Origin of the sequence: Providencia burhodogranariea DSM 19968 (assembly GCF_000314855.2) — a bacterium.
GTDB classification, from domain to species: Bacteria; Pseudomonadota; Gammaproteobacteria; order Enterobacterales; family Enterobacteriaceae; genus Providencia; species Providencia burhodogranariea.
Genome location: NZ_KB233222.1, coordinates 72,387 through 96,769, shown reverse-complemented (window position 1 = coordinate 96,769; position 24,383 = coordinate 72,387). Strand labels below are relative to the sequence as shown.

General features: G+C 38.9%; 20 protein-coding genes. 9 read left to right on the top strand and 11 right to left on the bottom strand.

The features are described from left to right. The first annotated feature begins 4 nt into the window (after positions 1 to 4). Positions 5 to 832, top strand: a complete 828-nt coding sequence (locus OOA_RS00420) for a phosphoenolpyruvate hydrolase family protein (RefSeq protein WP_008910136.1) — start codon at positions 5 to 7, stop codon at positions 830 to 832. An 81-nt stretch (positions 833 to 913) separates the two neighbouring features. On the opposite strand, the gene OOA_RS00415 is transcribed toward OOA_RS00420, so the two are convergent. Further along, the gene (locus tag OOA_RS00415) at positions 914 to 1,810 is read right to left on the bottom strand and encodes a diaminopimelate dehydrogenase (protein WP_008910135.1); all 897 of its coding nucleotides are present in this window, start codon (positions 1,808 to 1,810) and stop codon (positions 914 to 916) included. 557 nt (positions 1,811 to 2,367) lie between these two features. On the opposite strand from OOA_RS00415, the gene OOA_RS00410 reads away from it, so the two are divergent. Further along, positions 2,368 to 3,714, top strand: coding sequence for an MATE family efflux transporter (locus OOA_RS00410; protein ID WP_008910134.1), 1,347 nt, complete (start codon positions 2,368 to 2,370; stop codon positions 3,712 to 3,714). Positions 3,715 to 3,920: 206 nt separating this feature from the next. Then, entirely contained in the window at positions 3,921 to 5,240 is a 1,320-nt protein-coding gene (locus OOA_RS00405) for an L-cysteine desulfidase family protein (RefSeq protein WP_008910133.1), read from the top strand. Between the two features lie 79 nt (positions 5,241 to 5,319). Here OOA_RS00405 and yjiA read toward each other — a convergent pair whose 3' ends face one another. The 4 genes from yjiA to OOA_RS00385 all read right to left on the bottom strand — a co-directional run bounded on the left by yjiA (position 5,320) and on the right by OOA_RS00385 (position 9,570). Next, entirely contained in the window at positions 5,320 to 6,279 is a 960-nt protein-coding gene (gene yjiA, locus OOA_RS00400; RefSeq protein ID WP_008910132.1) for a GTPase, read from the bottom strand. A 28-nt stretch (positions 6,280 to 6,307) separates the two neighbouring features. After that, the gene (locus tag OOA_RS00395) at positions 6,308 to 6,511 is read right to left on the bottom strand and encodes a YbdD/YjiX family protein (protein ID WP_006815187.1); all 204 of its coding nucleotides are present in this window, start codon (positions 6,509 to 6,511) and stop codon (positions 6,308 to 6,310) included. A gap of 71 nt (positions 6,512 to 6,582) precedes the next feature. Next, on the bottom strand, positions 6,583 to 8,736 hold the full coding sequence (locus OOA_RS00390) for a carbon starvation CstA family protein (RefSeq protein ID WP_008910131.1): 2,154 nt from the start codon (positions 8,734 to 8,736) through the stop codon (positions 6,583 to 6,585). 390 nt (positions 8,737 to 9,126) lie between these two features. Continuing rightward, entirely contained in the window at positions 9,127 to 9,570 is a 444-nt protein-coding gene (locus tag OOA_RS00385; protein ID WP_148284476.1) for a WG repeat-containing protein, read from the bottom strand. A gap of 476 nt (positions 9,571 to 10,046) precedes the next feature. On the opposite strand from OOA_RS00385, the gene OOA_RS00380 reads away from it, so the two are divergent. Continuing rightward, complete coding sequence (locus OOA_RS00380) at positions 10,047 to 11,654, top strand: GMC family oxidoreductase (protein WP_008910129.1); 1,608 nt, start codon at positions 10,047 to 10,049, stop codon at positions 11,652 to 11,654. A gap of 646 nt (positions 11,655 to 12,300) precedes the next feature. Continuing rightward, entirely contained in the window at positions 12,301 to 13,509 is a 1,209-nt protein-coding gene (locus OOA_RS00375; RefSeq protein ID WP_008910128.1) for an MFS transporter, read from the top strand. A 63-nt stretch (positions 13,510 to 13,572) separates the two neighbouring features. Here the strand turns inward: OOA_RS00375 and purT are convergent, their stop codons facing one another. The 3 genes from purT to OOA_RS00360 all read right to left on the bottom strand — a co-directional run bounded on the left by purT (position 13,573) and on the right by OOA_RS00360 (position 16,969). Further along, the gene (purT, locus tag OOA_RS00370) at positions 13,573 to 14,751 is read right to left on the bottom strand and encodes a formate-dependent phosphoribosylglycinamide formyltransferase (protein ID WP_008910127.1); all 1,179 of its coding nucleotides are present in this window, start codon (positions 14,749 to 14,751) and stop codon (positions 13,573 to 13,575) included. 112 nt (positions 14,752 to 14,863) lie between these two features. After that, on the bottom strand, positions 14,864 to 15,790 hold the full coding sequence (gene rarD / locus OOA_RS00365; protein ID WP_008910126.1) for an EamA family transporter RarD: 927 nt from the start codon (positions 15,788 to 15,790) through the stop codon (positions 14,864 to 14,866). 234 nt (positions 15,791 to 16,024) lie between these two features. After that, positions 16,025 to 16,969, bottom strand: coding sequence for an aminoimidazole riboside kinase (locus OOA_RS00360; RefSeq protein ID WP_008910125.1), 945 nt, complete (start codon positions 16,967 to 16,969; stop codon positions 16,025 to 16,027). Positions 16,970 to 17,262: 293 nt separating this feature from the next. On the opposite strand from OOA_RS00360, the gene OOA_RS00355 reads away from it, so the two are divergent. Continuing rightward, a complete protein-coding gene (locus OOA_RS00355; protein WP_008910124.1) occupies positions 17,263 to 18,717 on the top strand; it encodes a glycoside hydrolase family 32 protein in 1,455 nt (484 codons plus the stop codon). A gap of 48 nt (positions 18,718 to 18,765) precedes the next feature. Here OOA_RS00355 and OOA_RS00350 read toward each other — a convergent pair whose 3' ends face one another. Further along, on the bottom strand, positions 18,766 to 19,761 hold the full coding sequence (locus tag OOA_RS00350) for a LacI family DNA-binding transcriptional regulator (RefSeq protein ID WP_008910123.1): 996 nt from the start codon (positions 19,759 to 19,761) through the stop codon (positions 18,766 to 18,768). Positions 19,762 to 20,234: 473 nt separating this feature from the next. On the opposite strand from OOA_RS00350, the gene OOA_RS00345 reads away from it, so the two are divergent. Both OOA_RS00345 and dhaM read left to right on the top strand, forming a co-directional pair. Then, positions 20,235 to 20,864 carry a response regulator transcription factor gene (locus tag OOA_RS00345; protein WP_008910122.1) on the top strand — a complete coding sequence of 210 codons (630 nt, stop codon included), beginning with the start codon at positions 20,235 to 20,237 and terminating at the stop codon, positions 20,862 to 20,864. Positions 20,865 to 21,705: 841 nt separating this feature from the next. Next, positions 21,706 to 23,136 (top strand): dihydroxyacetone kinase phosphoryl donor subunit DhaM, encoded by a 1,431-nt coding sequence (gene dhaM, locus OOA_RS00340; protein WP_008910121.1) that lies wholly within the window; start codon positions 21,706 to 21,708, stop codon positions 23,134 to 23,136. Between the two features lie 42 nt (positions 23,137 to 23,178). Here the strand turns inward: dhaM and OOA_RS21340 are convergent, their stop codons facing one another. After that, positions 23,179 to 23,820 (bottom strand): helix-turn-helix domain-containing protein, encoded by a 642-nt coding sequence (locus OOA_RS21340; RefSeq protein ID WP_008910120.1) that lies wholly within the window; start codon positions 23,818 to 23,820, stop codon positions 23,179 to 23,181. A gap of 82 nt (positions 23,821 to 23,902) precedes the next feature. After that, the gene (locus OOA_RS20550; RefSeq protein ID WP_008910119.1) at positions 23,903 to 24,067 is read right to left on the bottom strand and encodes a hypothetical protein; all 165 of its coding nucleotides are present in this window, start codon (positions 24,065 to 24,067) and stop codon (positions 23,903 to 23,905) included. A gap of 42 nt (positions 24,068 to 24,109) precedes the next feature. Between OOA_RS20550 and OOA_RS21335 the strand changes: the two genes are divergently transcribed. Next, entirely contained in the window at positions 24,110 to 24,346 is a 237-nt protein-coding gene (locus tag OOA_RS21335) for a pilus assembly protein PilQ (RefSeq protein WP_008910118.1), read from the top strand. The last annotated feature ends 37 nt before the right edge of the window (positions 24,347 to 24,383 follow it).

Here is a 24,383-nt window from a genome sequence, read left to right as displayed (position 1 = left end):
ATCAATGAAACATAATCGCGAAAGCTTACTGAGTAACTTCAGAGCTATGATTGCTCGGGGCGAGCCAATTATCGGCGGTGGTGCGGGCACAGGCCTATCTGCCAAATGTGAAGAAGCTGGCGGCATCGACTTAATTGTCATTTATAATTCGGGTCGATATCGTATGGCCGGGCGCGGCTCACTCGCAGGCTTATTAGCTTACGGTAATGCTAATGAAATCGTGATGGATATGGCAAAAGAAGTATTGCCAGTCGTTAAACATACCCCTGTACTTGCTGGCGTTAACGGTACGGATCCCTTCTGCCAGTTCGACCGTTTTCTTGATGAAATAAAAGCAACTGGCTTTGCAGGTGTCCAAAACTTCCCAACCGTTGGCTTAATTGATGGTAACTTTAGAGCCAACCTTGAAGAAACAGGAATGGGCTATGGCTTAGAAGTCGATATGATCCGACTCGCTCATGAGAAAGACTTGCTAACCACACCTTATGTATTCAGCCGCGAAGATGCGATTGCAATGACTGAAGCGGGCGCGGATATTATTGTTCCACACATGGGTTTAACCACTGGCGGCAATATTGGTGCTGAAACAGCATTAACACTGAAAGACTGCGTCCCATTAATCAATGATTGGGCAAAAGCAGCAAAATCAGTGCGTGATGATGTGATTGTACTGTGCCATGGCGGACCAATCGCCACGCCAGAAGATGCTGAATATATTTTAGCAAACTGTCCAGATTGCCATGGCTTCTATGGTGCAAGTTCGATGGAACGTCTACCCACTGAGGTTGCATTAACAGAAACAACAGAAAAATTTAAATCTATTACGCGTTAATACTTTTTATGGCTTTGCCAACACTAGGGGCGCCTACTTCGGTAGGCGCTTTTACTTTTTTGCTTACTACAACTGCCGAGATTAAACTAACTTAGCGATCAAACTATCGAGATCACCTTGTAAGAAATTAACCGGTGGGATTTCAATCACGGTATAAGCACCTGAAGCTTGCTTCATCGTCGCTCTCGCGGCAGAAACCATAAATTGTGACGTTAATGCAGGATTATTAATGCGCATTGAATATTCAAATAATTGATTGTGTGTCGCACCAGAAACCCCTTTATGTGTCATATGTACACCATGGCCAACATCTTTTAATGCATCAACGCTGTCAACTTGGCGGATATGCGTTTCATCAGAAGAGAAATAGCTATCTGCTTTAATTGCTTGAACGACTTCATCAAATTTTGCCCCCGCCTCTAGCTCGATATAGACCATGCGGCGATGAACACCAGTACCAAGTGGGATAGTAACTGACAATGCATCTTTAACGCCCGCAATAGCTTTGGCAGCCACACTGTGCCCCATACTCATTCCCGGACCAAAGTTAGTGAATGTGACACCTTTTGGTGCCATCGCTAACATCAACGCACGCATAATAGAATCAGAACCAGGATCCCAACCAGCAGAAACAATAGCAACTGCATCACGTTCTTTTGCCACTTTATCTAAACTATTTTTTAGTGCGACAATGTCCGAGTGCACATCAAAGCTGTCTACTGTGTTAATCCCAAGACTTAAAATTTTCTCTGCCAATTCACCAATCGCGCGTGTTGGCGAACACAACAATGCGACATCGACTTGGCCTAATTTTTCAATATCATCAACAACTTTGTACCCTGCTAATTCCGCAGGAATATCTTGCACATTACGACGCACAACGCCTACGAATTCAAAATCATCTGCTGCCAATACCGCTTCAAGCGCATAACGGCCAATATTTCCGTAGCCTACTATTGCGGCTTTAATTTTTGTCATTTTTTCTCCTTACTGGTGTGATGTAGTCACTTTTTTAAGATCTATCTCGTCATTCTTCAAGTGGTATGAGGTTTAGTCACACGCAACGAGAATTATTTTTTGCATAAAATCTTAATATAAAACACTAATAAACTAACAGAATCATTAAAAGTAAACAAAAGATTAACTTCGTTGTAAATAAGCACATTTAAACTCTATTATCCCTGAATGAATAGAGGTAGAATCTCGCCGTTTTTCCTTTATAACCGAAATGACTCGAATTATATGAGTTTCGGCATAAGAGCCGAATAAAACTATTTCTACGACAAATCCCGATCAACAGATATTAAAAATCATTCAAGATTTATGTCTTCGCCCTGTGAAGCAATTTTTATAAACAAACACGGGAGCATTAGTGACTCTATGATTTGAGAAATAGCCTGTGCCGTACTGCGGTACCTTAAGGTATGACGGACACATCATTTAAATTGATGAGTCCCTGAAGAGATAAACAACATTCGCCATCCTATTTTCAATATGGCGGTATATCATTAATGACTTTATATTGAAGGTTCTCAATGCCCCAATCCAATGTCACTGAGAGATCGCTTTTCTCTCTCAGTTGGCCGATATTTATTGATATTTTTCTTCATTTGGCCACATTACTTATCAATACCTATATGGTTAGTCATGTTTCGACCGCCTACCTTGCTGCTATGGGGGTGGGGAATCAGGTATTCGATCTTTTTATCACTATATTTAGTTTTATTAGTGTGGGCTGTAGTGTTGTTATCGCTCAATACTTAGGTGCTGGTCGCCGAGACAAAGCGAATCAAGCTATTCATATTTCTATCGCTTTTAACTTTTTACTGGGTTTTGCAAGTGCATTAATCACACTGTTTTTCGGTTATAAAATACTAAGTATAATGAATACACCATCTCAATTAATGGATGATGGTTATGCTTACTTACATATTCTGGGAATTTGTTTAATCCCTGAAGCTATCTCAATAATTCTTGCCGCTTGCTTACGCGTGTATGGCAAAGCTCAACCGGCGATGTGGGTCACACTGATTGCCAACATAATCACAGTATTTGGCAACATGATTGTTTTGTATGGCTTCTTTGGATTACCGCAATATGGACTCGAAGGAGTTGCATGGTCCACGGTCGTAGGGCGTGTAGTTGCCGTGTTCTTACTCTGTGGACTATTATTTTATGGACTAAGAATTAAATTTTCTCCGCTACTCTTAGTTCGTTGGTCACGTGATATGTTGGGAAAAATCCTGCATATCGGGTTACCTTCAGCAGGTGAAAACTTAGTGTGGATCCTGCATTTTATGACCGCTTCTGCCTTTATCGGTTTAATGGGCGAAACTTCTCTTGCAGCTCAAACACTTTATTTCCAACTATCACTGTTCATTATGTTGTTTGGTATTTCGATCAGTATAGGTAATGAAATTATGGTTGGCCATCTTGTGGGAGCTAAACGTTTTGAAGATGCTTACCGACGTGGGATTAAAAGCCTAAAAATGGGATTTTATGTCACCATTGGCGTGGTCTTTTTCTTCTGGCTACTTCGTGATCCAATCCTTGAAAATATTACTGAAGATCAAGGCATTATTAAGCTACTTCTCCCTCTGTTCTTACTGTCTGTCTTTTTAGAACCGGGTCGTACACTGAATATCGTCATGGTTAACGCTCTGAGGGCATCTGGTGATGCCCGTTTCCCACTCTGTACAGCGATTATTTTTATGTGGGGTGTCGCTATTCCATTGGGTTATTTCCTCGGTATCAAAATGGAAATGGGCTTGTTCGGTATCTGGATTGGCTTTTTTGCTGATGAATGGCTACGCGGTTTAACCAATGCATGGCGTTGGCGTTCTCGCAAATGGCAAAACAAAAGACTCGACCTCGAAAGTTAGTTCAAAAACCAGCCTTGTCCTGCCTAATGTTTTAGGCAGGATTTTTTGTGATATAGCTCAATATTGGCATTATTTTCTCCATTACAAACAAATTTAAGAAAATATTTCTACAATTCTGTTTTATCGCCTCTAACATAATGAAAACTTTCTCCTCATTTTTCATTAAAATATCCATATTAAATCGCGGTTTTTTAGGGAATTTCATTATGCAAACACCAGCTCAGCCTCTTCTATGGCAATACTTTATCAGCGCAGTAAAACAAGAAGTAAAGCCTGCGCTAGGATGTACAGAACCGATTTCATTAGCATTAGCGGCAGCAAAAGCAGCGGCATGTCTTCATGGTGAAGTCATTCGTGTTGTTGCATATGTTTCGCCTAACCTAATGAAAAATGGGATGGGCGTAACTATTCCAGGAACCGGAATGGTCGGTCTCCCTATTGCCGCAGCTCTGGGTGCTGTGGGTGGTGATGCAGAAGCGGGACTTGAAGTCCTTAAATCGGTGACCTCCTCCGAGATAGAACAAAGTAAAAAAATGTTGGCTCAAGGCTCAGTGACGGTCGATATTAAGCACCCTTGCGACGATGTTATCTATTCTGAAGCCACTGTTTTTACTGAACAAGGTTCTGCCACTGTGATGATCGCAGGTTCACACACGCACGTGGTAAAAATAATCAGCAACGGTAAAGTTATTTTTGATGTCACTCAAAAAGCACAACAAGATGAATTTACAACTGATTGTGCCGCTGATGTCGCTTTGCCCACAGTCACCGCAAAAGCTGTCTACCAATTTGCGACACAAGCTCCCCTTAACGATATCCGTTTTATATTAGAAGCTGCACATTTAAATGATGCGTTATCCCAAGAAGGATTACGTAATGTCTACGGCCTACATATCGGCAAAACATTACAAACTCAGCGTGATCGCGGTTTACTGTCAAAAGACCTTCTATCTGAAATTATGATCCGTACCTCAGCAGCATCTGATGCACGTATGGGAGGTGCAGTACTCCCTGCAATGAGTAATTCAGGTTCTGGCAATCAAGGAATTGCTGCGACAATGCCCGTTGTTGTGACCGCGGACTATTTACAATCAACCGAAGAGCAATTAGCTCGTGCGTTAATGTTGTCCCACTTGATGGCGATTTATATCCATAACCAATTGCCTGCTTTATCAGCATTGTGTGCGGCAACTACCGCAGCAATGGGTGCTGCCGCTGGAATTGCATGGTTACTTGAACCACGCTATGAAGTTGTTGCAATGGCAATCAGTAGCATGATTGGTGATGTGAGTGGCATGATTTGTGATGGAGCATCCAATAGCTGTGCAATGAAAGTGTCGACTAGCGCAAGCGCAGCCTACAAAGCGGTGCTAATGGCTCTCGATAATAGCTGTGTAAGAGGTTCAGATGGCATTGTTTCCGATGATGTTGACCAATCAATTGCCAATTTATGTGCTTTAGCGGCGGGTTCAATGCGTCATACTGACATGCAAATTATTGAGATCATGGCCGCTAAAGCGCGCTAATCCTATTCACTTATCCCCCCATTCAAAAACCGGCTTCTATTTTAAAAGCCGGTTTTTTATGAAACTGAAATGTGATGAATCATGATGCCAATTGAGCAAATTTTTCGCGAATTATCTCTTCAGGCAAATTAACACCAATAAATACTAAGATACTTTTGCGTGTTTCATTTTTTTCCCAGTCTCTATCCCAATCAGCACTGTATAGGCGTTGGACACCTTGGAAAAGCAAACGCTTAGGCTCATCTTTTATCGATAAGATCCCTTTGTAGCGTAATAAATTATCTGCAAAACTGACCAACAGATTTTCCATCACCTCAGAGACTGCCATCAGCTCAACCGGATAATCAAACTCCACAACAATTGAACTGACTTCATTTTGCTGTTTTGGTGCAAATCGGAAAGTCGGCTGACTCACTTTAAGCTGTGAATCTAATAGAAACCCTTCGATATCAAACAATAATTCGAGATTAATATCACCATGAGTAACCGAATAAATAGGTGCTCGCGCATTCATGCGCTGTAAGCGTTCTCTTAAAGCATCATGGTCAGGCTGTACATCAGTTTTGGTTAATAAAATCCTATCTGCATAACCAATTTGCGCCTGTGCTATGGCGAAATCATCGAGTTGTTTGTCAGCATGAACCGCATCCACCAAAGTGATAATGCCATCCAATAGAAAACGTTCACATAATATTTCATGTGAAAAAAAGGTTTGCGTAATGGGTCCTGGATCGGCCATTCCCGTACATTCAATCACTAATCTATCAAAATCAAGCTTACCCGTATCTAAGCCATCTAACAGGTCTAATAATGCATTTTCTAATTCATTTGAGCGGCTACAACAGATACAACCATTGCTCAATGTGGTAATTTGCGTTGCACGATCACCAATTAAGGCATTATCAATCGGCACTTCACCAAATTCATTTTCAATGACCGCAATTTTATGCCCATGATCAGCCTGAAGAATATGGCGCAATAGGGTGGTTTTTCCCGCACCGAGAAAACCGGTCAGAATAGTTACAGGGATAGCTTTCATTGTCTTCCTCATTACGTCACGTCATTGATTAACAGCAGCGAAATCCGCCTTTACCACTTCCACCATAACGAGCATCTTGGCGCTCACGAAAAAATTCTTTGTATGTCATCATGGGCTTATCGGGATGATTGTCTTTCATATGTTGTACATAAGTATCATAGTCAGGAATACCCACTAACATACGAGCGGCTTGCCCTAGGTATTTACCTGTTTTGCCTAAATTTCCAAACATAATACGCTCCAATAGAAATGCCCTACATCGCTTTTTTCGCGATGCAGGGCACTCTTTTTATGCACTAAAGATTAATGTGAAGATGAAATTTTCACACCTTCTTTAGGTACTGGTACATACGGAGTCTCTGCATCGGTACGTTCTGGGTTTTTGTAAGATTTAATACCCATTCTGATACCATAGAAAATAATACCGTAGACGACAACTAAGAACAGGATACTCAGACCCGCATTCGTATAGTTATTGATAATAATGTGATTCATGTCAGTGATTTGTTGTGCTGTTAAATCTGCACCACCCGCAGCAATCTTCTCTTTATACGCTTTTGCTAGATATAGGAAGCCTTCGAGTTGTGGGTTTTCACTGAATAATTTCAGACCTAATGCCCAAGTGGTACAAATCAGCAACCATACCGCAGGCAATACCGTTACGTAGATATATTTGCTACGTTTCATTTTAATCAATACAACCGTACTGAGAACCAACGCTACCGCCGCTAGCATCTGGTTCGAGATACCGAACAGAGGCCATAGGCTCTTAACGCCGCCCAGTGGGTCAACAACGCCTTGGTACAACAAGTAGCCCCACAAACCAACACAGCCCGCAGTTCCGATAATACCAGCCACAAGGGAATCAGTTTTTTTCAAGCCGGGTACAAAGTTACCAAGCAAATCTTGCAGCATGAAACGACCTGAGCGCGTTCCCGCATCCAGTGCAGTTAAAATAAACAGCGCTTCGAATAGAATACCAAAGTGGTACCAGAAGCCCATATTTGCCGCAGGAATGATTTCATGGAATACATAAGCAATACCAACGGCTAGGGTTGGTGCACCACCCGCACGGTTCAGAACCGATGGTTCACCGATATCTTTCGCAGTTTGCATGATTTGTTCAGGCGAAATGACAAAGCCCCATGAACTAATTGTGGCGGCTGCTTGAACAGAGACATCTTTCAGCTGCGCCATAATCATAGCACCGTCAGGTCCACCTAATTCATGCAGGTTAGGCATTGTGATACCTAAAGCAGCTGGTGGTGTATTCATCGCAAAATAGAGTCCCGGCTCGATGATAGAGGCAGCAACCAATGCCATAATCGCAACAAAAGATTCCATTAACATCGCACCATAACCGATGTAACGCGCATCTTTTTCGTTAGCCAGTAACTTAGGTGTTGTGCCCGATGCAATCAATGCGTGGAAACCAGATACCGCACCACAAGCAATCGTGATAAACAGGAATGGGAATAATGTTCCTTTCCATACAGGACCTGTGCCATCAACGTACTGAGTTACCGCAGGCATTTTCAGTTCTGGGTTTAAGATCACAATACCGACAGCTAAACCAACAATTACCCCAATTTTTAGGAAGGTCGCCAGATAGTCACGTGGAGCCAAAATCAGCCAAACGGGCAGCAAAGCAGAAATAAATGCATAACCAACTAATACATAAGTAATCGTTGTATCTTTAAAGGTCAATGCTGGTCCCCAGTATGGGTCATGAGCAATAACACCACCAAACCAGATTGATAGAACTAATAGAATGATGCCGATGGCCGAGATCTCACCCACACGCCCCGGTCGGATATATCGCATATATATCCCCATAAATAGCGCAATCGGTACAGTCGAACAAACAGTAAAGACCCCCCATGGGCTTTCCGCCAATGCTTTAACCACAATCAGTGCTAACACGGCAAGAATAATGATCATAATGAGGAAACAACCAAAAAGAGCCAAGGTTCCCGGAATTGGGCCTAGCTCTTCTTTGATTATTTCCCCCAAAGATGCACCATTACGGCGTGATGAAATAAATAGCACCATAAAATCTTGTACCGCACCTGCGAGCACAACCCCTGCTAGCAGCCATAAGGTACCGGGTAAATAGCCAACTTGTGCAGCTAAAACAGGACCTACTAGAGGCCCAGCCCCCGCAATTGCAGCAAAGTGGTGACCAAACAATACGTTTTTATTGGTCGGTACATAGTTTAAACCATCATTATTAATGACGGCAGGTGTTGCCCGTGTTTCATCCAACTTCATTACTTTTTTAGCGATATACAAGCTGTAATAACGATAAGCAATTAGATAAACAGCAACTGACGCCACAACAATCCATAGTGCACTGATGTGTTCCCCACGTCTAAGCGCAACAACGCCTAAACAGACCGCACCAATTATTCCAAGGATAAACCAAGGAACGTGCTTTAAAATACCATTTTTAGTCATAGAGCACCCTTTAAGGTAAAACGAAGTTCTCTCTTATTTTATTGATTTATCGATGAAAGTTATGAAATCATATTTTGAATAATATGATTTCACTATTGATAAATCTGTTTTTTGGCAGTTATTATCGCCGCATACTAAGATAAATTTGAGCTATGCCATGGTGTCTATGATAAGAAATATCTATTTATGAAGGAGTGAAGTTCAGGCGAGTGGTCGCATACGAAATTAAGCGGTCATATTCTTGATGTGAATGGTTTGAACAAAATACCAATTAGAGTAAAAATGTGATTAACTTAACAATAATCATTCATTATCAGTAAGTTAATCACTTTAAGTTAAATAATGAAAGTGAAGTAATTTGTTAATTATTACCCATAAAAAAGTAAATATTTAAGGTTGTGAATTTATTTCTGTAACATTGCCCTGCAAGTCTATTGAGTGCCAATCACCACCAACCCACCAGCTATGCTCACCATCTGTTTCACGCAGGCAACCCATTCCAATATTAGCTTTGCCATTTTCGAAAGGGAAAGCGCAATCATATTTAGCGTTAATGACGATATTTCCCGTTTTTTCATCAGCGAAACCAATTTTGTCGCCTTGGCGAATGCGATAGACCCCATCTTTAGGTTCATCGGGCCAGTTATCAAAGAAATAAATCTGATACGCTTCATTTCCTTGTTTGTCAGTAACTATCACCCCCTGCTTTGGGATATATTTTAAACAATATTGATAAGTAGACCCTGCCTCAAAGCAATTTATTGAAATATCAGGTTCACCAATCTGCTGCACATATTGTTCATATTGCTCATGAAGCGAATTCGCGAACATCATATGAGGTACAGCTAACATCAGTATAAATAGGCATTTTGTAATCATGATTATTTTTTACTTACAGTTAGTTATGTTGAATTTAATATATCGAATATGTTGTAGATTAAAACTAAGAATAAAATGAAAAAAGAAGATCCTGATAAAATAATTGAAATACATGCCAATAAAGCCGCCTATTTCGATAGCCTAATGTTTTAGCTTAGTTCCTTTTCATCAAGATCAAAATATTTCCCCCAATGATCAATAGTAACTTCATTTATCTATTAACAATATTTTACCCATCCTTCACCTTCCATTAAAAAATAAATTAATCATATTAAATAAATAGTTAGATATGAAATTAGTAATAAATATAGATAATCACTTTGAGCAACCTCACAAAAATAAAATATTATTAATACATTAACAAAATAAAGCGATATCGTTAATCAAATGAATGAAATTTGTTAAATACTTAATGTATATCAGGGAAAATGATGAACACAGAAAACTATGATTATATTATTGTTGGTGCTGGTTCTGCGGGTTGTGTCATCGCCGCACGTCTCATAAAAGAAACTCAATTACGGGTTCTATTGATTGAAGCTGGTGGTAGCGATAATAATCTCTACATTCGCATGCCAGCGGGTGTTGCAAAAATTATCGCTCAAAAAAGCTGGCCATATGAAACGGAGCCAGAGCCTCACGCTAACAACCGTAAAATGCAAATAGCACAAGGTAAAGTGTTGGGTGGTAGCAGTTCAATCAATGGCATGATTTATATTCGAGGCCAAAAACAAGACTATGATAATTGGGCTCAAAAATATGGTTGTGAAGGCTGGAGCTATAACGATGTCCTACCTTGGTTCAAAAAAGCAGAGCAAAACGAAAGTTTATCCGATAGCTACCATGGTACAACCGGGCCATTACTAGTCAGTGAAAACCGCTATCGTCACCCTCTTTCAATGGCCTTTGTACGAGCCGCACAAGAGCAAGGTCTTCCTTATGTGAATGACCTGAATGGTGAGAATCAACAAGGTGTTGGTTTTTACCAAACCACCACCCAAAATGGTGAAAGAGCTAGTACCTCAAAAACTTACCTTAAAAGTGTCATGCCAAGCGATAAACTGACACTAAAACTTAATAAACAAGTCAACCGTATTATTATCCGTAATGGTGTCGCCGTTGGCGTTGCTTATCAGGGAAATCATGGTCATGAAATTGAAGCATTCGCCAGTCAGGAAGTTGTTATCTGTGCTGGAGCAATGGGATCCGCAAAACTGTTAATGTTGTCGGGTATTGGACCTAAAGAGCATTTAACTTCATTGGGCATTGAGAGCATTGCAGATTTACCTGTTGGTAAAAACTTCCATGACCATCTTCACATGTCGATAAATGTCACCACTAAAGAACCAATTAGCCTATTTGGTGCCGACCAAGGGCTTAATGCTCTGCGTCATGGTTTTCAATGGATGGCCTTTCGCAGCGGGTTACTGGCTTCTAACGTGCTCGAAGGTGCGGCATTTATTGATAGCTGCGGGCAAGGCCGCCCAGATGTTCAAATTCATTTTTTACCGATACTCGATAGCTGGGATGATGTTCCGGGAGAGCCACTTCCTGCAACCCACGGCTACTCATTAAAAGTAGGATACCTACAACCAAAATCTCGTGGTGAGTTGCTACTGCGCAGTAAAGACCCACAAGCGCCATTGAAAATTCATGCTAACTATTTAGCTTCACCAGAAGATATGGAAGGCTGTAAACGCGCAGTTTTATTTGGTTTAAAGGTTCTTGAATCTGAGGCTCTTCAATCTGTAAGCAAAGAAATTCTGATGCCACCACCGCAAGTACGTCATGATGATGCGGCACTCGAAGAGTTTGTTCGCAATTTTTGTAAGACTGTTTATCACCCTGTGGGCAGTTGTAGAATGGGGAAAGAGACAACAACATCGGTCACTGATTTACGCTTACGCGTTCATGGCATCAATAAGTTAAGAGTAATTGATTGTTCCGTGATGCCAGAAATCCCAAGCGGTAATACCAATGCCCCAACAATTATGATTGCCGAACGCGGTGCAGCGATGATCCTGCAAGATAACCATTAGTATATACCCTCGCCCCCCAGTGCAGTACGGTGGGCGATTATTAGCTATAAAATTAATTCTTAGGCGATAATGACTTACCAATAATATTTTTTATATTAAATATATAAACAATCAATGATTAAATCATATTCATTATATGATAAATCACAATTACTATTCTATTTAAAATTACTGAATATTTTATTAACTAAAAAATTCATAATTGAATAATATTTAGATTATATAATTGTAAACTTATACTCCAAATAATTAAACTTGCATCTGGATGATAAGAGTAATTCATTGAAGAGTATAGATAATTTCCGTGATTCGACTAGCAAATTTTAGCCACCAGTCATGCAATTTGAAGCGTGACTGGTTATTCTAGATGACAAAAAAGTCACTCTATCGCAATAACATTAAACAATTCGTTTAATTATTCTATGTGCATCTATAAATAAATATAACTATATGATTTAAACGCAAAATAATTAACAGATTCATACCGCTCATTATTTAACTCAACTAAAAAAGGAATTTAACATGAAAAATATATCAGCCGACCTGACATGAATAAAACTGTTCACTCTAATCTGAAACTAAAATATTCAAAATGCAAGGTTATCAATCACCCGGTCAGAAATTTATTAGGCTGGTAGAGTAATTTATGAAAAAAAATACCGTATTATCTCAACGTGCTCTTTGGTTATTTCCTTTGGTTGCTGTTGCGCCACTAGGTTTGGATATTTGTATTCCTAGCATGACAACTATTGCAGACTCCTTTAATAGCTCAGCCGCGACAACACAATGGTTAATCAGTGGATTTATTATCAGTTTAAGTTTCGGCCAGCTGGTTTTTGGTCCTTTAGTTGACCGCTTTAGTCCCCAACGCATTTTTACGTTAGGCTGTTATATTTATTTTTTTAGTGCTCTCCTCACTTACTTTGCAGAGAGTATTTCTGTATTGATCGGATTTCGACTACTGCAAGGGCTCGGTGCCAGTGCAGCAGCTGTTGCTGTTTTTGCAAGTGTTCCTAAACTATTTAATGGCCGAGATATTGGCCGAATGTTCAGCCTATTAAATGGCGTAATTAGCATTGTTCCTGTTTTGGCTCCAATTGTCGGGGGTACTTTAATTATTCATTATGGTTGGGAAGCGAGTTTTTATTTTCTTTCTGGATACCTATTACTTTGTTTTATTCTAATAAGGTTCAGACCATTACCTTTAGAAATCAATCAAACCTCAATCAGTCTTCAAACAATCATTGGCAACTATAGAAATGTTCTCAAACACCCTAGTTTTAGATTAGGTATGGTGGCAAGTAGCTGTGGTTTTGCAAGCCAATTAATTTTTTTCTCGAGTTCTCCAATTGTAATTATTGAACAGTTCTCTATCCCAATTAATGAATTTGGTTTTTATTTTGCCGTAAATGCAATTGCTATCACGGCAGGAAGCTTATCCGTTTCCTTCTTGTTAAAAACCCTAAAAGAGCCTCTTATTTTATTGTTTGGGGCGATGAGCTTATTAATGGCGGTAGTTGGCTTTACATTAGCTAATGGATTGTGGGGTAGTGTCAATAATGTGTGGCGCTTTATTATTCCAGCTACAGTGGGTAGCTTTGGTTTTGCGTTACTCATGGGGGCGGGAGCTTCAATCGCACTCTCGCCTTTTAAAGCATTGTCCGGCACAGCAGCTGCACTTATCGCTACTATTCAGATGTCTTTCGCATCTATAGTTGCATGGGGATGCATTCAATTCTGGGTGCCCGACTGGTCTAGCATCATTGTATGCTATGGGATGCTATCAGCCATTATAATCTTAGCCGTGTTTCACTATCGAAAAATCGAACAGATTGCCAAATATAAGCAAGTGTAAAAAGAGAGCATGAATTATGACTAATCACAGCCCCCGTGAAAACAAAGGGCTATGATGAAATAATTATCCGCTAACTTTTACTGTTATGGCTGCGTTTTTGGCTTTCTTTAACGCAGTTTCAATAGAATCTGCTATAGCGAGAGCAACTCCTAATCGACGTGTTCCCGCAATTTCTGGTTTACCAAACAAGCGTAATTGAATGTCAGAATCGAATGCCTGACTAAGGCCTGCAAAAACCACATCACGGCTATGTAATTCTGGCAAAATTACCGCAGACGCACTTGGGCCATATTGGCGAATGATACCAATCGGTAACCCTAAAAAGGCGCGCACATGTAATGCAAATTCAGATAAGTTTTGTGAAATCAGAGTCACCATCCCTGTATCATGAGGTCTTGGCGAAACTTCATTGAAAATGATGTCATTACCGCAAACAAACAATTCAACACCAAATAAACCATATCCGCCTAAAGCAGTAACAATTTTAGCGGCTGCATATTGTGCATTTTTCAATGCAGTTTCACTCATCTGTTGCGGCTGCCATGATTCACGATAATCACCTTTTTCTTGGCGATGTCCGATTGACGCACAGAAATGAATGCCATCAATAGCATTGATCGTCAGCATGGTAATTTCAAAATCAAAATTAACCATTTTTTCCACAATCACACGACCCTGACCGGCGCGTCCACCGTCTTGTGAATAATGCCACGCGGCATCAAGATCTTGTGCGGTGCGAATAATACTCTGCCCCTTACCCGATGAGCTCATCACTGGTTTTACGATACAAGGGAAACCAATCTCTATCGCTGCTGCAATAAAATCAGCTTGAGTCTCAACAAAACGATAATCTGATGTTGGTAATCCCAGCTCTTCTGCTGCAAGTCGACGGATCCCTTCACGATTCATCGTTAAATAAACTGCATTAGCAGAAGGCACTACTTTTTGCCCTTGTTCCTCAAGTTCGACTAACGTTTTTGTCGCGATAGCTTCAATTTCCGGCACAATAAAATCAGGCTTTTCTATCTCAACAAGTTGGCGAATGGCCTCACCATCTAACATATTGATGGTATAACTACGATGAGCTACATGCATTGCAGGCGCATTGTCATAACGATCAACCGCAATCACTTCAATGCCCAAACGCTGACACTCAATCGCCACTTCTTTTCCAAGCTCGCCAGAGCCAAGTAACATAACTTTAGTTGCAGAAGGACAAAGTGCTGTACCTAATTGATTCATGATAGATAACCTTTTATGCAAATGTACCGATTTGATAGCACAGATTATATAGGCAATCGTTTGCCTTAACCATCGAAGATCTTCAATACCACTTAATCTATTGAACGTGGTACTAGGTGTGAGGCGTTTTATCTCGCCCCGTTACAAAAGGTGCTTTTTTATGTAATTGACCATAGCGCTTGTACAATAGAGCGATAATGCAACAGAGTAGTCCCAACCAAATCAGAGAGAAGCTAACTCCCTTTACCCAGTCAAATAATTCGTTAAATAGGAACACTGCGAGTAAAAATTGAATAGTGGGTTCAATATATTGAGCGAGGCCTATCACCGTTAATGTCGTACGTTTAATCGCCGCAGTGAAAAACAGTAATGGAATAATGGTCACAGGTGCTGCCAGCATATACAGTAACTTAATGTGCCAATCGCCCACAGCTACTGCGCTGGTTCCATTAGCTGTCAACCACCACGTAATTCCGATAGCCACAGGTAATAGCCATACCGCCTCAATGAAAAGCGAGGTGATAACATCAAAACGAATAAATTTACGGATCAAACCATAAATGGCAAAAGCACTGCCCATCACCAATGCAAGCATTGGCAATTGACCGTATTGCCAAATTTGAAAACAAACGCCAGCAAGAATAAGCATCACTGCCATTTTTTCAGCTAAAACTAGCCTTTCATGCAAAAATAGCATTCCCAATAAAATGGAAAATAGCGGATTAATAAAATAACCAAGACTGGCGGCTAACACTTGCTCATGAGTCAAAGCGTAAGTGAACGCTCCCCATGATATCGCCATGACAGCTGAACTAAATAAACACAAAATTACCGACCGCTTATCAGCCCAGACTTGCTTCCATATTGTTTTATTGTTAATCACCATGCGGATTAACAATAAAAGTGGAATAGACCAGATAACACGCTGAGCAAGTAACTCTAGGGGTTGCGCACCAGGTAATAAACGATAAAACAGTGGTGTAATTCCCCAAAGGATATAAGAAAAAATAGCTAACCCGACTCCAGATCGTAACCACATAATAAACCCAAACTGATGTCATTTTAAAAAAAATTTAGATGGGAATATCATACGCCTTTACTTACCTATTTGTCTGTTACAAAAGCAATATTTATGATTTTAGCCTATTTCGACACACTAAAAATTTAAGTATATGTGTGCATCAAGCCAAGCAATCTTACTAACCTAACTAAACATCACAATTTAAGCTGTAGACTATATTTGCATGTACAGCCTACAGTATTGGTTTGGATATTATAATTCGCGAATATGTAATGGCGGTTGTTGTTCAATAAACAGCGCCAGTTCCTGCTGGGTTGGTGCGGCACTGATTGCACCTTTGCGTGTTGTTGCTAAAGCACCACATGCCGCAGCTTGAGTGATAATCTTCAAGAAGTACTCATCTTCATCACTAACACCAAACTGGGCAATTGCAGCAAGTAACCCTGCCATAAACGCATCTCCAGCTCCTGTTGTATCAACACTTTTTACCAGATAAGCACTAATCGCAACTTGGCTATTTTGAGTCAAAACTAAGCACCCTTTAGCGCCCTGCGTCACTATTTTCAAACGAGCTGGGTAGCTCTTTAATTTTTCAATCGCACTATCTAGTGTAATTTCCTTAGTCAGCCACAACAATTCTTCCTCAGAAAGCTTAAGAATATCAGCTTGATAAGCAAATTGATCAACTATGGTATGCATTTCAACAGGATCAGACCACATTTGAGGGCGAATATTGACATCAAAACTGAGTAGTCCGCCCGCTTGTTTCATTTTGTTCATGGCTTCGCTTAAAGACCCTCGGCAAACAGGATGCACAAGAGCTAATGAACAAAAATGTAATATATCTTTATCAAATATAGGTAATTTTTTATTACTGAGAAATTGGTCAGCTGAAGGTGAAACTAAAAATGAAAATTCACGCTCACCATTTTCATGTAGTGATACTAATACTGTACTTGTGCGATGCTGTTCATCAAATTCCATCGCATTCGTATCAACGCCAATATCAAATAACGTTTTTTGCATGAAGTGACCGAAGGCATCTTCACCTACACGGCCAATAAAACCACTTGGCTGCCCTAACTTTGCAACCCCAGCTGCAACATTGACAGGTGCCCCACCAGCGCAAGCCTCATATTGCATATTCTGTAAAGGAATTAAATCAACAACTGCATCACCTAAAGACCAAACTTTCATAATTTTTCCTTTTCCAATCTTTTCTCTGTTTTACCAAAACTCGAATTAGATGTATTTGGCATAGATTAGCAACAATTATGATTAAAGAAAATTAGCACGAGAAACGTTGCATTGTTAACGTTAACATAATAGTATAGAGTATAATTAAAAACCGATATCAACGCACGCGTTATATCACACCATCCGATTAACGGTAAGTTGAATTAGCATTAAATCTTCTAATAAATTGTATTTCTTAAAGATTCAAAATTCTTAGCTAAATTCAAAACCAATCTGTAACAAAAGGAACCATGATGAAACAGCGCATTGACCTGGCATCTACCGCCCTTGAAACAGCAAGAAAATCACTCAACAAGCAATTTTATCCTGAATATCACCTTGCCACCTATGCCGGCTGGTTAAATGATCCTAATGGGCTGATTTATCATGAGGGGCTTTATCATGCATTCTACCAACATCACCCTTTCAGTTCTGACTGGGGGCCGATGCACTGGGGACATGCAACAAGTAAAGATATGGTTAACTGGCAACACCAACCTATCGCGCTTGCACCCGGTGATGAATATGACCGCGATGGTTGCTTTTCAGGATCAGCAATAAGTCATGAGGGTAAATTATACCTATTCTATACGGGTCATATTTGGTTAGACGGCGAAGGGAATGACAGTCAAATCTACCAATCCCAATGTCTTGCGATCAGTGAGGATGGGATCCATTTTGAGAAAAAAGGTGTGATCATTCCATCACCTGAAGGTTACATGCACTTCCGTGATCCTAAAGTTTGGTATCAAGATGCTCGTTGGTGGATGGTTGTTGGTGCAAGAGATAGCTTGGATCAAGGGCAAATTTTATTATTTAGTAGTGATGAGCTTTTACACTGGTCTGATGAATATCAAGTGCTCGCCAAAACAGATGATAAAAACGTTTATATGTGGGAATGCCCAGACTTTTTCCCTTTAGGCGAACAATTTGTCACACTGTTTTCGCCGCAAGGAAAAAAGCCGCAAGGACACCAGTATCGAAATCGTTTCCAAAATGGTTATCTTGTTGGTAATTGGTCTCCTAATCAGCCTTATGAGATCACCAATCAATTCACGGAGATCGATTTTGGCCATGATTTTTATGCACCTCAAACATTCTTAGCTGAAGATGACCGTCGAATTGCAATTGCGTGGATGGATATGTGGGAAAGCAATATGCCGTCAAAAGTCGATGGTTGGGCTGGTTGCTTCACTTTACCAAGAGAACTTACCTTGAATGATCAAGGTAAAGTGTTGGTTAATCCAATCAGAGAACTTACGTCACTACGCCAAGAAGCGATTGAAATTAAGCCAAGTGTTCTGGCAAAAAACCAAACTATAGTGCTGCATAGCGATGCAAGTGCATGTGAAATAGAATTAATTTGGGATTTACAGCAAAGTCCTGCTGAAAAATTCGGTTTAGCAATAGGTAACGGTGCCGAATTTTTTATTGATGGTCAAACTCAACAACTCACATTATCCCGACATTATCCTGAGCATGTGATAAGTGACTATCGCTGTACTGCACTACCTCAAACTCGGCATCTTAAAATTCGAGCCTTTATTGATAAATCAAGTCTTGAGGTATTTATCAACGATGGCGAGTTGTGCTTCACCAGCCGAATTTATCCACAAGAAGGTGAACGAGCATTGACATTATTTGCAATTAATCAAAGTGCAAAATTACTCAAAGGAACGATGTGGCAATTAAATAAATCCGTAGAATAATATATTGCTTTTAAGGATCGCTTTCTTGAAGAGCGATCCTATCTTTAATTATATTGATAACCTTTCAAGAAGGTTACAAGGAACATATTGAGTACCATTATTTTTTCTTTGCTCAATTATATGTAATGCCGCTTGCTGACCAAGTTGATAGTGCGGTAATACGACTGTACTGAGTGGCGGGTAGAACAACTCCCCCACACCAATCATATTGTCATACCCCAACACAGCAACATCGTTAGGAATTCGTAGTCCTTTAGAAAGTAAAACTTGATAAGCTAAAAAGGCGATACGATCATTACCACAAATAACAACATCAAAATCAGGCTTGCCATTATCACAATGTGAATTGATTAGCCCAATGACATCAAGATAGTGTTCATCACCCCAATCAAGGTGATACTGCCTTAGCGCTTCTTTAGGAAGCTTAGCGACATCCCATGCAGACTCGACGGCTTCTCTACGTATTTTTCCTGCTAATGTTTCTTGTGGGATATACAGGCATAGTGGCTTTCGGTAGCCTTTTTCGATCAGCCGGCAAATAGCGCTATATTGTCCATTATAGTCATCAGGGATATAAGCAGGAAAATTTTTTGAGGTATCAATGCAGTTTGCGAGTACTAAATGGCTTTTATGTAGTCGCTCAGGGATAGAAACTTCCCTTAATCCCATTGTTGTATAAATGATGCCATCTGGTCGTTGAGATAATAATTGTCGAACCGCACGTTCACTGTCTTCAGTGGATGTGATGTTAACGACAAAGCTACTCCATCCAAATTGCCTTGCGGTCTGTTCGATTGAAAGAATGATCTCAACCGAGTAAGGCGTTGTCGCTGTATCAAGCGCTAAAACACCGACGGTGGATATTTTTGACCCTTTACCTCTAATTTTACGCGCAGAAAAATCCGGGACATAGTTAAGTTTTTCAATGGCTTGCTGTACCTGCTTTAATGTTTCAGGCTTCAGAAGTTCAGGATTGTTGATAGCTCTTGAGACTGTCATCAATGAAACATTAGCAAGTCGAGCTACATCTTTTAAAGAAGCCATTAAGTATATCCACTCAGCCGATAAATAAGTTGAATGAAAATTCTAACACGATAGGGATAAAAATCATCTATTAAGGTAAATGTAAACTAAAGTTATTATCACAAAAAAAATTGAATTAAAATGCACTATTAACACTTTTTATGATTACTCTTTTACGATATTATCATTTAGTTATATAAGAATTTTTTATAAAAGATCTAATAAAACAAACGAAATTAAGTAAACTTACATATAACTTTTAATGAGTATTAATTATTTCTTACTTGTAGATACAAACTTTAACCATTATCTCTATTTTTATATTAAATTTATCTGGCTGTAGAATTTAATATAAATTAAGGTCTGAGAATATTATTAATAATAAAACAAAAAAATTAGCAAGAAAATATTACCATCAGCTTAGTTTGCTGTTTGGTTCCACATATTTAATCAAATTTATATGAATATCAAATCAGTGTAATAGGAGTATGGTGATGAATAACACCATTCACATAATCATAGAAAGTGACAATGTCATTAAGAATAAACTGAAACTTATGATGGATTCTTTTGGTTTCAACTTTAAATTCTATAATGATGAAGATACATTCACAAGTAATTATACTTACCCTGAAGAAGAAGGAGCAAAAGAGTGTGTATTAATATTCCTAAACAGTGAAAATAATCATTTTGATAGGTTAAATAATATCAATGGTTCATTTGGTATCCTCCCGTTTATTGTCCTATCAGAAAAACCTTCTGTAGAACTTTGTCGTGAGAGCTTCAAATCAGGTGCATTCGATTTCTTTTCTTTTCCTTTTAAAGATTCAGATATTGCATATGCGATTAATAATGCAACAGAACACTTTATTAATGTATACGAGGAATATAAGAAATATACCCACCTAACGGATAAGTTTGACCGCCTTTCGAATCGAGAAAAAGAGATTATGGATATGATTCTTAAAGGTAATACAAGCAAGGAAACAGCTGAAATATTGGAGCTTTCACCAAGAACTGTTGAGGTACATCGTTCGAATATTTATACAAAACTTGGAATAAAATCCTTACCGCAATTAATACAAGAGTACGAATACATAAATACATACTCTAGAAATTTATAAGATATATGGGACATGGACTGCCAACATTACTGTAAAGATATTGATTTGGTTTTTCATCATTAAATCATCAGAAATTTTAACTATTTAATATGGTTTCACTTTGAATGTTAAGAATTTTACAGTTAAAACAAGCTATAGTTAATTCATATGGCTAGATTATTGACCTAGGCTGGCACATGTTAATTTTAGATGTGGCAGCCTTACCTATTTACACTACATTTAAGCTTAAGTTGAATTATTGATTTCACAAAGCAACTATTACATATATAAACTGTATATTCCTCTACTAATTAGCCTTACCAATGTAAATACATTATTTCGTTATGTATAAAATAAATTATCGTCAAGTTAAATTATTAACCTTAAAAAGGTCTTCTTAATCCAAATAATCACTGCAATATCACAATATAAACATCAAATAATTAGTTGATTCCAACTCACAACATCATTCGAATTTATTTTACCTACTTACGCTAAAAAAAATAAAATATCATATATAAGTTAAATATAAATAACATCCACCCTACAGATTGCTAAATAGCAAATATATTTGATTACTAATAAAACCACTCATTTTTGTGAAATGACTTTTCGTTTTTATTGCTAAATGTCAGCAATCACCCTCTCTTTATTCTGTAAAATCTTCTAATATCAAATGATATCAATTTGATATATCAAAAATAATTTTGCTTGCACCACGGTGAATAACAACGCTATTCTGATGAATAAATAATCATAAAAGAAAAAGAATTGTAATTTGAATTAAGTCGTTGATACCATTCAACGGCAACTTGAAATATCGCAGGTATAAATGTTTCAATACTTGATAAAGGAGAGGTAAATGATTGGTCTCATTATTGTTTCTCACAGCAAAATGCTTGCAGACGGATTACTACAATTAGCAGAGCAAATGCAAAATAAACAAAATTGCCAGATAATCACTGCTGCTGGTGTTGATGATGAAGCCCATCCTATTGGCACAGATGCAGTCAAAGTGATGGAAGCAATCGAAGCATTATCTGAAGCTTCTAGTATTATTTTATTGATGGATTTAGGTAGCGCACTTCTTAGCGCAGAAACGGCACTGGATTTAATCGACCCCGTCTTGGCAGAAAAAGTTCATTTGTGCAGTGCTCCGCTTGTAGAAGGTACTATTGCTATTACCGCAGCCGCTTCTGGTGGTGCTTCAATTGATACAATTTTGGCAGAAGCTCGCCAAGCACTACAAGCCAAACAGCAACAACTCAATGACAATGTTACCGTCACACCTAAAAAAGAAATTGAGCATAATTCATTTTCAGAAGCCGCGATTAAAACACACTGGGTAGTACGAAACCCAGCAGGACTTCATATCCGCCCCGCAGCAAAACTTGCATCACAACTTTCGAGCTTCAAAGCAAGACTTGAATTACATAATGGCCAGAAACAAGCTGATGCCAAAAGCATGAACCAAATCGCACTGTTACAAGTTAAGAAAGGCGATAAAATTACCTTGATTGCTGAAGGCTCAGATAGTCAAGCAGCAATCGCTGCCTTCGAACAGTTAGCTCAGCAAAACTTTGGTGATGATGTCAATTCAACAAGTCATACAATCCTTATAGGAAAAGCAGCCTACATCCCCACAGTTACGGGCCTTGCGTACCATTGGACTCCAAGTATTGAATTGATTGAATCTTCACACCAAGGTAGTAAAAATGAAATAACCAAAGCAACTCAAGCCTTTGAGCAATTAAAATCACAATTGAATACATTGGCAGACACCCTTACAGAGCAATATGGAAAAAGTATTGCTGATATTTTTCGCGGTCATAGCTTATTGCTAGATGATGATGACATCATTGGTTCGGTGAAACAAAAAATAGAGAATGAAGAAATTACTGCCTATGCCGCAATTTTGGCGATATTCAATGAGATGTCCGAGCAATATCAACAGTTAGATGATGCTTATTTACAAGCACGATTTATCGATATTGATGACTTAAAGAAACAACTATTGATGTCAATATCGTCACAGACTGCGAAAACATTAACCTTAGCAGAACCGACTATTATTCTGAGTGATAACCTTGGCCCATCTGAATTAGTTCGTAACCAAAATACAATGATAGCAGGGATTGCTCTCGCTAAAGGTTCACCTTACTCACATACCAGCATTATTGCAGCAAAAATGGGGATCCCAATGCTCGTCAACCTTGGTGAGAATATTATTAATATTCCTGATCACATAAAAATCACTCTATCGACTGAAGATTCCTCATTAACTATCAATTAAATATCATAATTCCCTTTCAAAGCAACGAAAGGGAATATCCCATTATTTGTACGCTTTTATATTAATGTCATATTGCTTTAGCTTGCGCCATAGCGTTGTTCTACCCATATTTAAAATCTGGTGCATCTCTTGAATTTTCCCGCAACATACTTTAGCCGCTTCAATAATCGCCGCTTTTTCAACTTGTTGAATACTAAGTTCACGCCGATCTGTATTGATATCATGTTCAAAAGCAAGGTTTTGCAAATACAGATGACGTTTTATTTTTTCGCTAATTTCACGGCCTACCGAATGAGCTAATGCAAGTAAAATAGTACTATTTACGGTTTGAGAAACAAAAACCACAATGGCTATCAACGATCTGTTTTCACACAGAACTGGAGCGAGATAATAAAATGCGCCTTTTAGCTCAATAGGATGAGTAAATAAGCTAAATTGTTCGTCTTGGTTTTTACACATCGATAACACATTCGCTATGGCAAAAGGCTCTGTAAGCATATTGCTGAGCCACAATGTTTTTCCTTGTGGTTCAATGAGTGAGGCATCAATCCGTATGTCATTTATGGGGGCTAAGCCATTTTCGATAGTAAGGCTAGCAAAATGCATTAACAAGTCAGATGATATAGCGCTCTCTACTTCAGCTAATTTTAAAGAAACTATAGGGTAGGATAAGTCAACAGACATAATCATCCTTATATATCGATCAATTATGTTGTGATTATGTCGATTTCTAATTAAGTTTTAATATCACAAATCAAACTATGTATTAATAAATTTTTATTCTTTGATCTAGACCCAGAACAATTTCAATTACAGGCAAGCGACTGGTGACGAATCTCGATAAAAAAGCAGATAAGTCACCGTGGTTATATCTATCCCAAATAATCACTTTCTGTTCAGGTGTATAGTAAATACGTTTTCTTGGTTTCATAACAATGCCCTCCTTATTTAAGGATAGTGTTGCATTGATTAATTGAACTCACAGCATAGATCAGACTGTTCTGCACAACATACAACCGTTCAACTTAAAGACGGTGATACGCTGTTAATAAGTGGTTTAATTCAGCATAATGCGGTTGATTCTTCGACATCAACACCAGGGGCTTCCGATATACCTTTAATCGGTTGTTTATTTGATTCTAATTCTAAAAATGAAGACTCATCTGTGATGTATATTCTTATTCGTGCGCGAATTCTGCGTACCTTGTAAAATCAATGGCTAGTGTCCACTTCCCTTAAAATAAGAT

Bases quoted from the DNA above. Each gene is read 5' to 3' on its own strand.
- OOA_RS00420 (WP_008910136.1), top strand. From the start codon at position 5: ATGAAACATAATCGCGAAAGCTTACTGAGTAACTTCAGAGCTATGATT.
- OOA_RS00415 (WP_008910135.1), bottom strand. From the start codon at position 1,810: ATGACAAAAATTAAAGCCGCAATAGTAGGCTACGGAAATATTGGCCGT.
- OOA_RS00410 (WP_008910134.1), top strand. From the start codon at position 2,368: ATGCCCCAATCCAATGTCACTGAGAGATCGCTTTTCTCTCTCAGTTGG.
- OOA_RS00405 (WP_008910133.1), top strand. From the start codon at position 3,921: ATGCAAACACCAGCTCAGCCTCTTCTATGGCAATACTTTATCAGCGCA.
- yjiA (WP_008910132.1), bottom strand. From the start codon at position 6,279: ATGAAAGCTATCCCTGTAACTATTCTGACCGGTTTTCTCGGTGCGGGA.
- OOA_RS00395 (WP_006815187.1), bottom strand. From the start codon at position 6,511: ATGTTTGGAAATTTAGGCAAAACAGGTAAATACCTAGGGCAAGCCGCT.
- OOA_RS00390 (WP_008910131.1), bottom strand. From the start codon at position 8,736: ATGACTAAAAATGGTATTTTAAAGCACGTTCCTTGGTTTATCCTTGGA.
- OOA_RS00385 (WP_148284476.1), bottom strand. From the start codon at position 9,570: ATGATGTTCGCGAATTCGCTTCATGAGCAATATGAACAATATGTGCAG.
- OOA_RS00380 (WP_008910129.1), top strand. From the start codon at position 10,047: ATGAACACAGAAAACTATGATTATATTATTGTTGGTGCTGGTTCTGCG.
- OOA_RS00375 (WP_008910128.1), top strand. From the start codon at position 12,301: ATGAAAAAAAATACCGTATTATCTCAACGTGCTCTTTGGTTATTTCCT.
- purT (WP_008910127.1), bottom strand. From the start codon at position 14,751: ATGAATCAATTAGGTACAGCACTTTGTCCTTCTGCAACTAAAGTTATG.
- rarD (WP_008910126.1), bottom strand. From the start codon at position 15,790: ATGTGGTTACGATCTGGAGTCGGGTTAGCTATTTTTTCTTATATCCTT.
- OOA_RS00360 (WP_008910125.1), bottom strand. From the start codon at position 16,969: ATGAAAGTTTGGTCTTTAGGTGATGCAGTTGTTGATTTAATTCCTTTA.
- OOA_RS00355 (WP_008910124.1), top strand. From the start codon at position 17,263: ATGAAACAGCGCATTGACCTGGCATCTACCGCCCTTGAAACAGCAAGA.
- OOA_RS00350 (WP_008910123.1), bottom strand. From the start codon at position 19,761: ATGGCTTCTTTAAAAGATGTAGCTCGACTTGCTAATGTTTCATTGATG.
- OOA_RS00345 (WP_008910122.1), top strand. From the start codon at position 20,235: ATGAATAACACCATTCACATAATCATAGAAAGTGACAATGTCATTAAG.
- dhaM (WP_008910121.1), top strand. From the start codon at position 21,706: ATGATTGGTCTCATTATTGTTTCTCACAGCAAAATGCTTGCAGACGGA.
- OOA_RS21340 (WP_008910120.1), bottom strand. From the start codon at position 23,820: ATGTCTGTTGACTTATCCTACCCTATAGTTTCTTTAAAATTAGCTGAA.
- OOA_RS20550 (WP_008910119.1), bottom strand. From the start codon at position 24,067: ATGAAACCAAGAAAACGTATTTACTATACACCTGAACAGAAAGTGATT.